This window comes from Rhizobium sp. WYCCWR 11146, assembly GCF_013591995.1.
GTDB lineage: Bacteria > Pseudomonadota > Alphaproteobacteria > Rhizobiales > Rhizobiaceae > Rhizobium > Rhizobium indicum.
This window is the reverse complement of record NZ_JACCEY010000038.1, coordinates 137,875-152,589: the sequence shown is the minus strand read 5'-3', so window position 1 is coordinate 152,589 and position 14,715 is coordinate 137,875. Positions and strand designations below refer to the sequence as shown.

Sequence of the window (14,715 nt, the reverse complement as noted above, 5' to 3'; positions counted from 1 at the left end):
TTGAAGAAATGGCCGGTCGGCGGCAGGCGAGCTGAACCGAAGGGGCCCGCAACCTACCGTCCATGCGGAGGAGGCTCGCCTGTCGGCTTACCCCTTGTCGCTCTTCCAGAATCTCGTCAGTGATATCACGCCCACGCGCAAACACGCCCAATATGTTGACGTCACCGCCACTGACCGAGAACGCCACGCTGACGCTGCACCGGTAGCCGATAACACGAAGGCCGGGAATCCGGCTTTCCCGCACCGTGCCCCGTTCCGGGAACATCTCCAGGGCCTCGATGAAAGTGATCACTGTGTGGACGAAGTCGCCGGCGATGCCCGTTCCCGCCTCAACGGCGATATCGGCATAGAGCTTGTCGAGTTCGGCTTCCGCCTTCGGATGATAAATAATGCGGTAGGCCATGCCCTACTTGGCTTTCGCCGCATCAATCCGGCGCTTGGTTTCAAAGCGGGCGCGTACTGTCTCGGCCGGGATGCCAAGGCTCGGGTTGTTCACTAGGTCGTCGTAGCGCGCCGGGATCTCCTCATTGAGCCAGCGTTCGCGGGCCGCCTCATGATCCTCCAGCAGCCGCAGTCCTGCCCGAACAACTTCGCTGGCATTGTTATAGCGGCCGGAGTCCAACTGCTTCCGGACAAATTCCTCGTAGTGGTTTCCGAGCGCGACGTTGGGCATGGTTTTCCTTTCGTTGTCACGAATATGGGGCAGTCGGCCCCCTATGGCAATAGATGTCAAAGATTGACCTAACATGATCATCGGCGCGCTGGCTTTGATCGCCCTTGCATCGCAGCCTCTGCTCACTAGTTAACGGCTGCCCCATTGGAAGGAAGGAGAGTCTTATGACCATCTGGCGCCCATCGCAGCAGATCAGGGTGAAGGTGATCGGCCTCGCTTGGCGGAAAGACCAGTTGCTTGCCGCCGAAGTGGAGGATGACAGCGGTCGCATCAAGGGCGTTCGCCCGCTCGGCGGCGCGATCGAATTCGGCGAAAGCCGCGAAGAGGCGCTGCACCGCGAATTCGGCGAGGAGCTCGAGACCGATATCCGCATCGTCGGTCCCTGGCATCTGCTTGAAAACATCTACGAGCATCATGGCGCAATCGGTCACGAATACATCTTCGCCGCCGACATCGAACTGGCCGATGCATCTCTCTATGAGCGCGATGAAATCCGCTACTGCGAACTCGACGAGACGGCGGCGACGGCGCGCTGGTTCGGCCGCGACAGGCTGCGGGACGCCGGCATCGATCTCTATCCGACAGGTCTCGACAGGCTGCTGTCGCGCTGGCGCGATTGAGCCGGAGATCGCCCGCTCTGAGGCGCCATATTCCGATCGCTAAACTTTGATCGTTCGCCCCCGCTTCCGGGGGAACAATGAGGTCGTCCTGCTGTTTCTGTCGCATCGCTGAAAACATAGGAAATAGCATCATGCGTGTGTTTCTTGCAGCAGCCTCGATCATTCTCCTCGGCTTCGCCGCTCCGGCTTTCTCCCAGGCCCTTGCTGATATGGATTCTAGCGGCCGCTTCGGCGGCATGCCACCCGGCACGGTGCCGGGGGCGGAATCCAATGGCGGACTCATGATTCCGCTGGATCCAGTCGAAACCGGTGATATCACCGTCGTCATTCCGTCCGATCGGACCGTCTGCCCGCGGCCCGGAACGCGTCAGTACCGCGCGGCCGAGCGCGACGGTACGCTAGGCGACGCCTGCCGCTGACGGGATAGGCCCAGATCAGCAAGCAGGACCGGCTATTTGTCGTTTCCGTGCAGTATGACGCCGAGTTCATGCCACTGCCGTCTGTCGCGCTGGATCAGTTCGTCGGCTGAGGCCGGTCCCATGCTGCCCGGCGCGTAGGCGTCAGGCACGCTCTCATCCTTGGCCCAGATATCGAGGAAGGGTTGCACCGCCGCCCATCCGGCCTCGATGCCGTCGGCGCGCTGGAACAGGGTCTGGTCGCCGATGAAGAGATCGTAGAGCAATGATTCATAGCCGGTCGTCTTGGCAATATCGAATTTGTCGGAATAGCGGAAATCGAGCGAGACCGGCACGGTGTCGACCGAAAGCCCCGGCGATTTGATCGAGATTTCCATGCTCATGCCCTCGTCCGGCTGCACTTGGATCACCAGCCGGTTCGGCGGTAGGCGGCGCTTGACGTCGGTCTCGCGAAACTGCGCGAAGGGCACCGGCTGGAAGGTGATGACGATCTCGGTGTCGCGCGCCGTCAGCGCCTTGCCGGTCCTGAGATAGAAGGGCACGCCGGCCCAGCGCCAAGTATCGGCATAGAGCTTCAGCGCCACGAAGGTCTCGGTCCTGCTGTCGGGCGAGACGTCCTTGGTATCGCGATAGGCCGGAAGCTGAGCCCCATTGAGCGGGCCCGCAGCATAGGCGCCGCGCACGCCATGCGTCTTGGCCTCATCAGGTGTATAGACGCGCAGCGCCTTCAGCACCTTGCTCTTTTCGTTGCGGATTGCCTCGGCATCGAAGCTGTTCGGCGGTTCCATGGCGATCATCGCCAGCAGCTGGAAGAGATGGTTCGGCACCATGTCGCGCAGCGCGCCGGTAGCATCGTAGAATTTGCCGCGGCTGCCGACATCGACGATTTCGGCGGCGGTGATCTGTACATGGTCGATGTAGCGGCTGTTCCACAAGGACTCGATCATCATGTTGGCGAAACGCGCCGTCATCAGGTTCTGCACCGTCTCCTTGCCGAGGAAATGGTCGAGCCGGTAGACTTGGCCTTCCCCGACCTGCGCGAGGATCTGTGCATTGAGCGCCTGCGCCGAGGCGAGATCGGTGCCGAACGGTTTTTCGATCGCGACGCGGCGGAAGACGCCGTCGCTTTCATTGGTCAGACCATGGGCGGCGAGCTTCTCGACGATCGTCCCGAAAAAGGATGGCGGCACCGCGAGATAGAAGGCGGCATTGGCATGCGGCCCCAGCCGCTTGCCGATCTCGACGAAAATATCGTCCTTGGTGAAATCCCCAGACGTGTAGGAAATGCGCCGGCGCAGGCTTTCCCAGGTCTCGTCCTTCACCGGCGGCTCTTCACCGCTCAGATGGCTGAGGAATTGGTCGAGCCGCCCGCGCAGGAACTCGTCGTCACCCGGCTCGATGCCGATGCCGAGAATGTGGAGATCCTCGCCGACAAGGCGACTGCGCGTCAGATTGATGATCGCCGGCACCAGCAGGCGGCGCGTCAGGTCTCCCGTGGCGCCGAAGATGACGAGGGTGACCGGCGGGGTAGGGACAGCGTCCATGTGTCATCTCCTTGGATTTTCCGGCCGACTATACTGCGTGCCGGTCTCGCCGCAAGCACCATGCGGGCGAGGGATAACAAGCATTTGACACCATCCGGGGCGCCCGAGCTCGCGTCACCTTGCTTGGCGCGGCGGGCTTTACCGTTTCACCGCCACCATGAAAATTCTCGGAAACCGCAGCAGCACCCGCCCGTCCGACATCTTGGGATAGGCCTTTTCCACCTGCTTGAGGTAATCGGCCAGGAATGCCTCGCGATGCTCCTCGCCGGCATGGGCGAGATAGGGCATCAGCCCGGTTCCCTTCACCCATTCGACGATCGCTGCAGCATCCGCCATCGGGTGATTGTAGATGGTGTGCCAGATATCGACGCGAGAGGATTTGGCGATCAGCCGGCTGTAATAAGTGGACGGCGGGGGCAGCCCCTTGCGGCGCACGCTCTTCGCCTCGAAGGCGGATTTCCACGGGCCGGCATGCGCCGTCTCCTCCATCGCCAGATGCGAGGGTTCGCCGAGATTGTCGGGCATCTGCACGGCCAGCACGCCGCCTTCGGAAAGCCCGTCCATCAGCCGGTCGAAGATATCGAGATGATCGGGCAGCCATTGGAAGACGGCATTGGCAAACAGCAGGTCGGCGGGTTCGGCCGGCTGCCAGCGGGTGAGATCGGCCTCGACGAAGGCAGTGCCCGGAAGCCGCTTGCGCGCCGCCTCCAGCATGTTCATGTCGCTGTCGACGCCCGAGACGCCCTGCGCCCCGTAGCGCTCGATGATCAGCTCGGTCGAATTGCCCGGGCCGCAGCCGAGATCGATGGCATGACGAATGTTTTGCAGCGGCACCTGTGCCAACAGGTCGCGCGCCGGTCGCGTGCGCTCATCCTCGAATTTCACATATTGATTGGCGGACCATGCCATGGCGTTCACTCCTGCTGTCAGGCCACATCGTCCAAGTGGTGGATGCGGATCTTGTCGATGTTGCGGCCGTCGAGATTGACGACCTCATCGGCGAAGTCGCTGGCGAAGAGGGCGCCCGCCGGTCTTCACTCAGCCGACACAAGTATTTTGTCCACGCGCCTCCCGTCGAGATCGACGACTTCGAAGCGCCATCCATCTCTCGTGAAGCTCTCGCCCAATTCCGGCAGATGTTTCAACTCTTCCAACACCAGGCCGGCGACAGTCTGATATTCCAAGTCGCCATCGAGCTTGAGGTTTAAGAATTCAGCGAACTCGTCAATTGGCGTCCAGCCCGACACGAGATAAGAGCCGTCGTCTCGACGAGCGATGGCCTGTTCATCGACCGGTCCCTCCTGCAGAGCCCCCATGATTGCTTCCAAAATGTCACCTGACGAGACAACCCCCTCGAAGTGGCCGTACTCGTCGAAAACCAGCACCATGTGAACGGGCGATTTCCTGATTGCTTCAATCACATTGATGGCAGTTGAAAGGTCTGAAACCACCGGGACGTCTTGCGTCAGAGCCGTAATGTCGGCACTGCCGTGTTCGGACATCGCGTCGTAGAAGTCCTTGACCGGAAGGATGCCGATCACCTCGTCCGAACTGCCTTTTCGAACCGGCAACCGCGACCGCTTCGTCCTGTGCAACTGGGTCCGAATTTCATCAAGGCTGTCGTCGATATCGATGATTTCAACGTCCCGCCGGGGCGTCATAAGCGCTCGGGCAGTGCGGTCGGCCAGCCGCATGACACCTGATATCATCGCGGACTCTTCGCTTTCGATCACTCCAGCCGACTGCGCCTCGGCCAGAACAGTTTTGATCTCTGCGTCGGAGACATTGTCGCCACCTTTTCCTGTTTGGCCCAAGAGCTTAAGCACAAGATTTCCGGAGGCGTTCAGAAGCCACACGAGCGGCAGCGCAATTTTTGAAAGTACCGCCATAGCGGGTGCGACCCTGGCCGCAACCGCTTCGGGTTCCCGCAATGCGATCTGCTTTGGAACAAGTTCGCCGACGATCAACGAAAGATATGTGATTGCCACGACGACTGAACCTACGCCAATGGCATCAGCGGCCGTCGATGACATTCCCTGGGCTTCTAGCCATCCGCTCAGGCGGCCGCCGAGCGTGGCCCCGGAGAAAGCGCCGGATAGAACGCCGACCAGCGTGATGCCGATCTGCACCGTAGAGAGAAAACGACCGGGGTTTTCGGCAAGTTTGATCGCTTGAGCTGCACCCTTGCTTCCATTGTCGGAGAGAACCTTTAGGCGAGCTGTTCGAGAATACACAACGGCCAGCTCCGACATGGCGAGCACACCATTCAGGATGGTGAGAAACGCCACAATTCCAATTTCCAGAAACACAGGGACCCTATTCGTTGAGGTTGTCATACCGAATTCATCAGGCGACGCGGCGAGGCATTCGAAGGGACGCTACTATAGACCCATCGCCTATCGTCTTTCTATCATCGCGTTACATCAGTGTAGGTTCCATCAGTTTTCAGAAATCCGTGAGTGACAACGCCGACCCATGCGGAAGGGTCGAAATCCAGTCGGAGAACATCAATCATCAAAGGCGGTCGTCGTCATGGCGGACCGCTCCTCTGAAGTGAAAGTCATATGCCGTCGGTACAAGCGGGCCGGCATGTGGCCGCCCGTCATTCTCAATGATGTGGAAAGCGGCTGCTCTCTGCGGGAGCCGTGATATGCTTGAGGCGAGGCGGAGGTCATCGCACCGTCTACAAGGGTCGCCTGCTTCCTCGGCCGGGAGATCCCGGTTGGAAGGGGCGGAGCTTGTACTGGATGGGTCGCTGTCAGGCATGTCGCAATTTTGACGGTGAAACAGTGCCGACGCAAGAGGCGCCGGGCGAAAATTCTTATAGCGTCTTGATGTGACAGTTTCGCCAACGGCAGCCGCACCGCATCTGCGCGTCTTAAAAGAGGCGCAGCAGTGAAAGCTGCCGCAATACACCGTAAATTAACAGCCGCTCCGTATTTTCTTTAAATTGCGAACGATTTCCGTGACGTGCAGCCACGTCCTGAAATCAGTTCTCGGTCTGGGGGAAGCCGGGACGGAATAGATCGGTGCGCGATCGACGACCTGCCCGCTTGAGGAGGTTAAGCGCATGCAGTTCAAATCGGCTACCGGACGCAACATTTTTTCCGTGGCGGCCTGCGGTGTCATCGCCACGATCGCGGCATCGGGCGTTCTTTTTTACATCGCCTACAACGATATGCGCAAATCGAGCCTCGATCAGATGCTCCAGATCGCCGCCACCAATGCGCTCAACGTCGAGAAATCTATGAGCGTGGCACTCGGCATCGTCAATACGCTGGAAACGTCGCTGTCGACGATGAAGGACGGCGGAAACGCCAATCGTGCGACTGCCGACGACTTGCTGAAGAACATGCTGCAGGATAATCCGATGGCGCTCGGTGTTTGGACCGGCTGGGAGCCGAATGCCTTCGACGGCAAGGACAAGGATTTTGTCGGCAAGGAAGGCCACGACACGACCGGCCGCTACGTGCCCTACTGGGTCCGCAGTGGCGACAAAATCCAGCACACGCCGCTGGTCGATTATGGCGTGTCGGGCGCCGGCGATTACTACCAGCTGCCCTTTACTCAGAAAAAGACTGTCGTCATCGAACCTTATGTCTATGCGGTCGACGGCAAGGACGTGCTGATGACCTCGGTCGCCAAGCCGATCATGGTCGGCGGCAAGGCGCTCGGCGTCGCCGGTATGGATATTTCGCTCGACGACGCCAACAAGGCGATCTCGGCAGTCCACCCGATGGAGACCGGCTATCTCAGCCTCGTGACGGGCGCCGGCAGCATCATCAGCCATCCTTCCGCCGAGCTCGCAGGCAAGAATATCAAGGACGGCGGTGATCTGACTGCCGGCTGGGATCAGTTGATCGCCAAGCCCGGCGTCGCGCAGGAGATCGCAGGCCGGGACGGCCAGACCTACTTCTCGGTCGCCTATCCGGTAAAGCTCACGAATGACCTGAACTGGTACGCCGTCGTCTCGGTGCCCAAATCCACCGTCTTTGCCCAGCTCAACAACATGGCCTGGAGCGCCGTTGCGATCACCGCCATCGCTGCTCTTCTGCTCGGTCTTTCAGGCTGGCTCATCGCAGCCAAATTCATCCGCCGCATAGAGGGCGTGATCGCCGAGACCGATCGCATCGCCCATGGCCAGCTCGACGTGCAATTGAACGACAAGAATGCCAAGGACGAAATCGGTGACCTCTCGCGTTCCCTCGCCATCCTGCTGGAAAGCAATCGCCAGAAGATCAAGCTGGAAACGGATGCAGAAAACTCCCGGTCCCGCGAAGAGATCGAACGACAGGAACGTTCGGTCCTCCATGCTGCCCGTGAGGATTCGATCAAGTTCGCGGTCAGCGAACTCGGCAACGGACTGGCCAGCCTTTCCAACGGAGATATGACCGTCCGGCTGGAAAAGCCGTTTACCGACTCCCTTGACGAAATCCGCGTCGATTTCAACGCGTCTGTCGAAAAGCTGCAGGCAGCCCTCATTTCCTTCTCCGAAAACGCTGCCGTCATCCAGGCCGGTTCGGAAGAAATCCGCTCCGGTGCCGACGATCTCGCCCGCCGCACCGAACAGCAGGCCGCTTCCGTCGAGGAGACCGCCGCTGCGCTCGAGCAGATCACCACCTCGGTCAAGGACTCCACCCTTCGCGCCGAAGAAGCAGGCGCGCTCGTCAGCCGCACCAAGGATGGTGCGGAAAAATCCGGAGAGGTCGTTCGCAAAGCCGTTGACGCCATGACCGGCATCGAGCAATCCTCGCAGTCGATCTCCAACATCATTGGCGTGATCGACGATATTGCCTTCCAGACCAACCTGTTGGCCCTCAATGCAGGCGTTGAGGCAGCACGTGCAGGGGAGGCCGGTAAGGGCTTTGCCGTCGTCGCACAGGAAGTGCGTGAACTGGCGCAGCGCTCGGCCACCGCCGCCAAGGAGATCAAGGCGCTGATCACCTCGTCCGGCGACCAGGTCAAGCGCGGCGTCGATCTCGTCGGCCAGACCGGCAAAGCGCTGCAGGCGATCGTTGCCGAAGTCCAGCAGATCAACAGCAATGTCCAGGCGGTCGTTCAGGCCGCCCGTGAACAGTCGACGGGTCTCCTGGAGATCAACACGGCAGTCAACCAGATGGACCAGTCGACCCAGAAGAATGCCGCAATGGTCGAGGAATCGAATGCCGCCTCGCACACGCTGGTGACGGAGGTGTCTGCCCTTTCGGAGCGTCTGGCACAGTTCAATCTCGGCCAGGCGGCCAACGCGGCCCCTGCCGCCCGGACGACTGCCAAGTCGCTGGCGCGCCCGGCCGCGGCGACGCTTGCGGCGCGCAGAACGGTTCCCGCCTCGGCCACCGATCATGCCAGGCCCGCTCCGTCACCGGCCCGTGCACTCGGCGGCAAGCTCGCAGCCGCCTTCGGCACCTCAGCCGCACCGGCTTCTACCGAGGGCAACTGGGAAGAGTTCTAGACACTCCACACGCGTCCTCGAAGGCGGCAGACATTTTTCCTCAAGCGGACAGAGTGCAGGATGGCGCGCGCTCAATTTTGATTTGAAAACATTCAATATCTCGCGCTAAGGTCACACAAACCAGCATCAGCGCAAAGTCCTCGAGTTGCCGATGACGTTTCCCAATCCCTCAGCCGCCTTTGACCGCATGATCATCATGGGCAACGGCGGCGCGGGTAAAACATGGCTCGCCTGTCGTATCGGTGAGCAGCTTCACCATCCGGTTATCCACCTTGATGACATGCATTGGGAGCCGGGGCGCTACGGCATCGATCGCGACAGAGCGTTGCGGGACGAGATGGTCGAGGCGGCGGCCGAGGGCGACGCCTGGGTCATGGAGGGCGTTTACGGGCAACTGGTGAACATGGTCCTCAACCGCACGACGATCCTGATCTGGATTGATCTGCCGGAGGAGGAATGCATCGCCAACATTAAGGAGCGAGGTATTCAGAGCGGTGAGACAGGAACGCAGTTCGAAGGCCTTTTGAACTGGGTGGCCGAATACAGGAGTAGAACGAACAACTGGAATTCCTTCGAGACGCACGCGCGATTGTTCTCGGTCTTTTCTCGTCCGAAGTTCCTGTTATCGAGCCGTGAGGCCGTCACCGATTTTGCCGGCCGGTTGTCCATGAGCATCGACGAGGTCATCGATGAACGAACCCAGATTTCCGAATGACGAGGGCGAAGACGCCTGGATGGTCGTCCAGGTGTCTTCGGATGAACACTGGAACGCCTACCACGACATCCGCCGCGCTGTCCTTTTCGAGGCCCGCGGGTTGATTGGCTATGAGGCGAACCATCCCGATGATCGAAGGGATGGGCATTTCCCTTTGCTGCTTCTGCTCGAAAATACGCCGGTCGGTGCGGCTCGCCTGGATCTGACGGAGCAGACAGCATGCGTGCGAACCGTCGCGATCAGGGCGGAGTGCCAAGGAAAGGGCTACGGCCGGATGCTCATGGCCGGCCTCGAAAAATTCGCGTCACAACACGAGGTCAAGAGACTGCTTGTGAATGCGGCGCGAGACGCCGTGGGGTTTTACGAAGCGCTCGGATGGACCGTCATCGAGGCCGGCGGTGAAACCCCGGTTCTGACTAAGGAATTGCGAACCGGGCCTTAATGGTGAAGTATTGCGCTGACCGCGAGCTGCTCTGACGTTCTCGTGGAGCTTCTCCAACCAAATGCCGAGGTCACGATGCTCATTATCTTTGGCGGTCTGCCTGGCAGTGGAAAGACGACGATTGCCCGCGCCTTGGCTGAGCGGTTGAATGCGGTCCATGTGCGCGTCGATACCATCGAGCAAGCAATCCGTGCCTCCGGAATAGCCGATGATGCCGGACCTGCAGGCTATATCGTCGCTTACGGTATCGCCGGAGATAATCTGACCCTCGGCAGGACCGTTATCGCCGACTCCGTCAACCCGCTCCGGATAACTAGGTCAGCATGGCGTTCGGTCGCGCAGGCTACCGGGGTGACAGCGGCGGAGGTCGAGGTCGTTTGCTCGGATAAAGCCGAGCACCGCAAGCGTGCTGAAACGCGCCTCACCGACGTCGAGGGTCTGGTGAAGCCGACATGGCAAGAGATTTCCGAAAGAGCCTATGACGAATGGCCCGATGCAATCGTCATCGACACGGCTTTGAAAACGGTCGACGCCGTTTTGGATGAACTGGTGAGCCGATTGAAATCGCTGCCGCCAAAACCGTAGCATTGCTGACGAAGGAGAGCCTGATGTCGTCCGAAAAGCGGCATCAGGCACTCGCGCCGTCACGCCGCGAGGATGGTGATCCCGTAAGCATTGGCGGCCGCGGTCATGCGGGCGATGGTTTCGGCCGAAGGGCTGGCCTTCGGAGGCTCGGTTGTGCCTTCCGCTTCGATGAATTCGGCCATGTCCCGATCGACGACCGCGGAAAAGACCACGGGGATGGTTCCACGGTTGGAATAGCCGTGCACCATGAAGGGCGGGATGGTGACGATGTCGCCGGCGCTCGCTTCGATCTCTTCGGGGCCGCTGTCGCCCAGGCGCCAGATCGTCAGCTTTCCCTCGATGATGCGGAACACTTCCGGGCTCGCATGCGCATGTTTCGGCGTCCGGCTGCCTGATGGCACGGTGACGTCGAAGAGATTGAGCCAGGTTCCGCTGATTCTAAGCCGACGCTCGACCCGGTCGCCGAGGACGAAAAACCGCTTGGCCTCGTCGCTTGTATGCATTTTCACAAATGAGTTGGACATCATGTCTCTTTCTTTTTCTTACAGGGCTTCTTCTGATCGGCTTTTTCTTGCGGGCGCAGCCGTTAGACCTTTGCGCCGCCTTTGACAACCCGCCCTGTTGTCGGGGGTAACATCGCCGAAGGCTTTCAAAGAAGCGCGCTACATCGGCCGAAGCGCTGAACAAACGGCTCCGTTGCCAGGGGTTCAACGCCGCTCGCGCGCCACTGCGTCACGAGACTGTCGAGGCCGATATCGGTACTTCGGGGCGTTTCCGCAAGGTCCGCCAATGCCGCATCAGCTATGCGGAAATGACTGAGGCCGGAGAGTTCGAAAGGCTCGGCGCCTGTAATACCGCCGACACAGAAGGGGCGCATAGAACGCGGCGGCCGTTCTTGGAGCCGTCCTTCCACGCCGTCCCGGCATTCACTTTGATCATTCACATTGATGGAGCGCATCCATGTCCTCTCTTCCCGTCGTCGGCGCCGCCATGACGCTCGATGAAGTTGAACTTCACCGTGATTGGCTCTTCGAAAAGTCCCGCGATCTCGAATTGCAGAGCTTTATCGATGCCGAGATTCTGAACGGCGACTGGGCGCCGCTTGCCGCCCGCACCAGGCGGCTTCTCGACGGTCATGGCGGCCGCCTCGGCATTCACGGCCCGTTCTGGGGCTTCACCATCGCCTCGGAAGATCCCGATATCCGCGCCATCGTCACTAGGCGCCTGCTGCAGGGGCTCGACGTCTGCGCCGTCATCGGCGCGACCCATATGGTCATCCACAGCCCTTATACGTCCTGGTCCTACAACAATCTCGACGACAATGCCGGCGCCCGCGAAGCCCTGGCCGAGCGCACGCACATGACGCTCCGCGACGCCGTCCGGCGCGCCGAGGATATCGGCTGCACCATGGTCATCGAGAACATCGAGGACAAGGATCCGCATATTCGCGTGGCGCTTGCCGAAAGCTTCAACTCGCCCGCCGTCGCCGTCTCGATCGATACCGGCCACGCCCATTATGCCCACGGCTATACCGGTGCTCCGCCGGTCGATTATTACGTCAAGGCCGCCGGCAATCGCCTCCAGCATGTCCACCTGCAGGATGCCGACGGATATGCCGACCGCCACTGGAGCCTCGGCGAAGGCACGATCCGCTGGCATGCCGTCTTCGCGGCCCTTGCCAAGCTCGAAAGCAATCCGCGCCTCATCATCGAGATCAAGGATAAGTCCAAGATCCCGGCTTCATCAGCCTTTCTCGCTTCGATCGGCGTAGCTCAATAGGGTCTTGTTGCTCTTCCCGCTCTCCCTCATTCCCGTGCTCGCCACGGGAGGGGAGGGTGGAATTATGCTTCATGAAAACCGGGTAATGACGCTGATGCCCGTGGCCTCAGCCTTGTCGAGCGCCATCAGCGCTGGCACGGCCTCCTCGAGGCTGACGCGGCGTCCGATCAGCTTCTGCGGCGCGATCTTGCCGGCCGAAAGCATCGACAGCATGGCGTCGTAGCGCCAGGCCTGCATGCCGTGGCTGCCGTAGATTTCCAGCTCGTGGCCGATCACCTGCGCCATTGGAATCTGCGGCGTCGCGTGTTCACCGAGCATCAGCCCCACCTGCACATGCCGTCCGCGCCGGCGCAGATTCTTGATCGAGTTGAAGCAGGTGACGGGATGGCCGAGCGCGTCGATCGAGACATGCGCGCCGCCCTTGGTGATTTCGCGCACTGCCTCCGCCACGTCGGCAACGCCTGACGCATTGACCGTCGCCACCGCCCCGCACTCCTGCGCAAAGGCGAGCTTCTCCTCGGATATATCGATGCCGATCGCATTCGCCCCGAGCGCGGTGGCGATCATGATCGCCGACAGACCGACGCCGCCGCAGCCATGCACGGCGATCCATTCGCCAGGCCCGGTGCGCGCCTGGTCGGCGACGGCGCGAAACGAGGTAGCGAAGCGGCAGCCGAGGCTTGCCGCCGTCGCATCGTCGATCGTATCGGGCAGGTGCACCAGATTGGTATCGGCATAATCAATCGCCACATATTCGGCAAACGATCCCCAATGGGTGAAGCCCGGCTGGAACTGGTTCGGGCAGACCTGCTGGTTGCCGGAATGGCATTCGCTGCAATGGCCGCAGCCGGAAACGAAGGGCACCGTCACCCGGTCGCCCACCTTGAAACGCATCACGCCGCGGCCGGTGGCGACGATCCGCCCGGCAAGCTCGTGTCCCGGCACATGCGGCAGGCGGATATCCGGGTCGTGGCCCATCCAGCCGTGCCAGTCGCTGCGGCAGAGCCCGCTGGCGCCGACCGCTATGACGACACCGTCCTCTGTCGGTGTCGGATCGGCAACGGTGCGGATTTCGGGCGCCTGTTCGAAGGCTTCGTAGAACATGGCTTTCATCGGCGTTTTCCTTGCTGCCGAATGCATGGCGCCCGGAAGTGTGCAGCGGTTCCGGGATAACGGCATGCATAAAACAAAGAGCTTAAGAGCGTCGCATGGATCAAAGTCGATGGACGCTCTTAAGCGGCGGTTCCACCCATCATCGCATGCTGCAGCCAGCCATTCCAACATTCCATTCCATCATTTTTGCTGATGCACCCATCGCTGAAGCCGCTGTCGCTGCGCACGAATATTGCGGCCTGGCGGCATTCCCCGGCATTTTCTTGCTTCCGTGTTTCCGTTCGGGATTTGTCCTTGACCCGGCTTGCCGCGGCGGTTTTTCCTTCTCCGGCTTCAGGAGGAAACCATCATGGCCGTCGATACATCACCCCGTTCAACCACCTGGACTCATGTCGATGGAGAATGGCTCCCCGGCAATCCGCCGCTGATCGGGCCGACCTCGCATGCCATGTGGCTCGGCTCCACCGTCTTCGACGGCGCCCGCTGGTTCGACGGCATCGCGCCGGATCTCGACCTGCACTGCCAGCGCATCAATCGCTCGGCGCTCGCCATGGGCCTGAAGCCGGTGAAATCAGCCGAGGAGATTGCCGCACTTGCCTGGGAAGGCGTCGCGAAATTCGATGGCGCGACACCGATCTACATCAAGCCGATGTATTGGGGCGAACACGGTTCGCCGGGCAGCGTCGTCTCGGTCGATGGGGACTCGACCCGCTTCGCGCTTTGCCTGTTCGAGGCGCCGATGGGCGGCCATGGCGGCACCAGCCTCACCGTCTCGCCCTATCGCCGCCCGTCGCCGGAAACGGCGATGACCGAGGCGAAGACCGGCTCGCTCTATCCAAACAGCGGCCGCATGATCGCCGAAGCGCGCAGCCGCGGTTTCGACAATGCGCTGGTGCGTGACCTGAACGGCAACGTCGTCGAGACCGCCTCCTCGAACGTCTTCATGGTCAAGGACGGCGTGGTGATGACGCCCGCCGCCAACCGTACCTTCCTCGCCGGCATCACCCGCGCCCGCGTCATCGGCCTGCTGCGCCAGGCCGGTTTCGACGTGCACGAAGCAACGCTCTCGGTCGAAGACTTCCTCGGAGCCGACGAGATCTTCACCACCGGCAACTACTCCAAGGTCGTCGGCGTCATCCGCCTCGACGACCGCGACCTGCAGGAAGGCCCGGTCACCCGCAAGGCGCTGGAACTCTACATGGACTGGGCCCACGGCAGGAGTGAGAGCGAAGAGTGAGGAGAGGTCCCGCGAAGCGGGAGCAATCGATCCAGTGAATCGATTGCAACGACGAACGCCCGAAGCGCAAGCGCAGGGCTGCAGCGGTTCGGCGGATCAGAGCCCAGCCCGCCCCTCATCCGCCTGCCGGCACCTTCTC

Annotated in this window: 15 protein-coding genes and 1 pseudogene; 8 read left to right on the top strand and 8 right to left on the bottom strand. The window is 61.0% G+C overall.

The annotated features are described in order from the left end of the window. Window positions 1–94 precede the first annotated feature (94 nt). Both HX899_RS30040 and HX899_RS30035 read right to left on the bottom strand, forming a co-directional pair. A pseudogene (locus HX899_RS30040) lies at window positions 95–403 on the bottom strand (type II toxin-antitoxin system RelE/ParE family toxin); the annotation flags it as partial. 3 nt (window positions 404–406) lie between these two features. Then, the gene (locus HX899_RS30035; protein ID WP_138328583.1) at window positions 407–673 is read right to left on the bottom strand and encodes a type II toxin-antitoxin system ParD family antitoxin; all 267 of its coding nucleotides are present in this window, start codon (window positions 671–673) and stop codon (window positions 407–409) included. Between the two features lie 164 nt (window positions 674–837). Between HX899_RS30035 and HX899_RS30030 the strand changes: the two genes are divergently transcribed. Both HX899_RS30030 and HX899_RS30025 read left to right on the top strand, forming a co-directional pair. After that, a complete protein-coding gene (locus HX899_RS30030) occupies window positions 838–1,293 on the top strand; it encodes an NUDIX hydrolase (RefSeq protein WP_138328582.1) in 456 nt (151 codons plus the stop codon). A gap of 77 nt (window positions 1,294–1,370) precedes the next feature. Continuing rightward, window positions 1,371–1,712 (top strand): hypothetical protein, encoded by a 342-nt coding sequence (locus HX899_RS30025; protein WP_181294073.1) that lies wholly within the window; start codon window positions 1,371–1,373, stop codon window positions 1,710–1,712. A gap of 32 nt (window positions 1,713–1,744) precedes the next feature. Here HX899_RS30025 and zwf read toward each other — a convergent pair whose 3' ends face one another. From zwf to HX899_RS30010, 3 genes are all read right to left on the bottom strand, one after another. Beyond that, window positions 1,745–3,253, bottom strand: coding sequence for a glucose-6-phosphate dehydrogenase (gene zwf / locus HX899_RS30020; protein WP_138387785.1), 1,509 nt, complete (start codon window positions 3,251–3,253; stop codon window positions 1,745–1,747). 138 nt (window positions 3,254–3,391) lie between these two features. Beyond that, a complete protein-coding gene (gene tam / locus HX899_RS30015; RefSeq protein ID WP_181294072.1) occupies window positions 3,392–4,162 on the bottom strand; it encodes a trans-aconitate 2-methyltransferase in 771 nt (256 codons plus the stop codon). 125 nt (window positions 4,163–4,287) lie between these two features. Beyond that, complete coding sequence (locus HX899_RS30010; protein WP_138328578.1) at window positions 4,288–5,562, bottom strand: hemolysin family protein; 1,275 nt, start codon at window positions 5,560–5,562, stop codon at window positions 4,288–4,290. 761 nt (window positions 5,563–6,323) lie between these two features. Here HX899_RS30010 and HX899_RS30005 point away from each other — a divergent pair. The 4 genes from HX899_RS30005 (at window position 6,324) to HX899_RS29990 (ending at window position 10,447) form a co-directional block, all read left to right on the top strand. After that, complete coding sequence (locus tag HX899_RS30005) at window positions 6,324–8,705, top strand: methyl-accepting chemotaxis protein (protein ID WP_181294071.1); 2,382 nt, start codon at window positions 6,324–6,326, stop codon at window positions 8,703–8,705. 151 nt (window positions 8,706–8,856) lie between these two features. Continuing rightward, on the top strand, window positions 8,857–9,420 hold the full coding sequence (locus HX899_RS30000) for an AAA family ATPase (protein ID WP_181294070.1): 564 nt from the start codon (window positions 8,857–8,859) through the stop codon (window positions 9,418–9,420). Next, window positions 9,395–9,862, top strand: coding sequence for a GNAT family N-acetyltransferase (locus HX899_RS29995; protein ID WP_181294069.1), 468 nt, complete (start codon window positions 9,395–9,397; stop codon window positions 9,860–9,862). Before HX899_RS30000 ends, HX899_RS29995 begins: the two co-directional genes overlap by 26 nt. Window positions 9,863–9,937: 75 nt before the next feature. Then, window positions 9,938–10,447, top strand: a complete 510-nt coding sequence (locus HX899_RS29990; RefSeq protein ID WP_181294361.1) for an AAA family ATPase — start codon at window positions 9,938–9,940, stop codon at window positions 10,445–10,447. 59 nt (window positions 10,448–10,506) lie between these two features. Here the strand turns inward: HX899_RS29990 and HX899_RS29985 are convergent, their stop codons facing one another. Both HX899_RS29985 and HX899_RS29980 read right to left on the bottom strand, forming a co-directional pair. Beyond that, window positions 10,507–10,974: a cupin domain-containing protein gene (locus HX899_RS29985; protein WP_138328557.1), complete on the bottom strand. Its 468-nt coding sequence runs from the start codon at window positions 10,972–10,974 to the stop codon at window positions 10,507–10,509. Window positions 10,975–11,096: 122 nt separating this feature from the next. Beyond that, entirely contained in the window at window positions 11,097–11,405 is a 309-nt protein-coding gene (locus tag HX899_RS29980) for a hypothetical protein (protein WP_181294383.1), read from the bottom strand. Between the two features lie 2 nt (window positions 11,406–11,407). Here HX899_RS29980 and HX899_RS29975 point away from each other — a divergent pair, with 2 nt between their 5' ends. Next, on the top strand, window positions 11,408–12,226 hold the full coding sequence (locus tag HX899_RS29975) for a sugar phosphate isomerase/epimerase (RefSeq protein WP_180195730.1): 819 nt from the start codon (window positions 11,408–11,410) through the stop codon (window positions 12,224–12,226). Between the two features lie 69 nt (window positions 12,227–12,295). Here HX899_RS29975 and HX899_RS29970 read toward each other — a convergent pair whose 3' ends face one another. Beyond that, window positions 12,296–13,339 (bottom strand): zinc-dependent alcohol dehydrogenase family protein, encoded by a 1,044-nt coding sequence (locus tag HX899_RS29970; protein ID WP_181294068.1) that lies wholly within the window; start codon window positions 13,337–13,339, stop codon window positions 12,296–12,298. Window positions 13,340–13,688: 349 nt separating this feature from the next. Here HX899_RS29970 and HX899_RS29965 point away from each other — a divergent pair, with 349 nt between their 5' ends. Then, a complete protein-coding gene (locus tag HX899_RS29965) occupies window positions 13,689–14,576 on the top strand; it encodes a branched-chain amino acid aminotransferase (RefSeq protein WP_181294067.1) in 888 nt (295 codons plus the stop codon). Window positions 14,577–14,715: the final 139 nt, after the last annotated feature.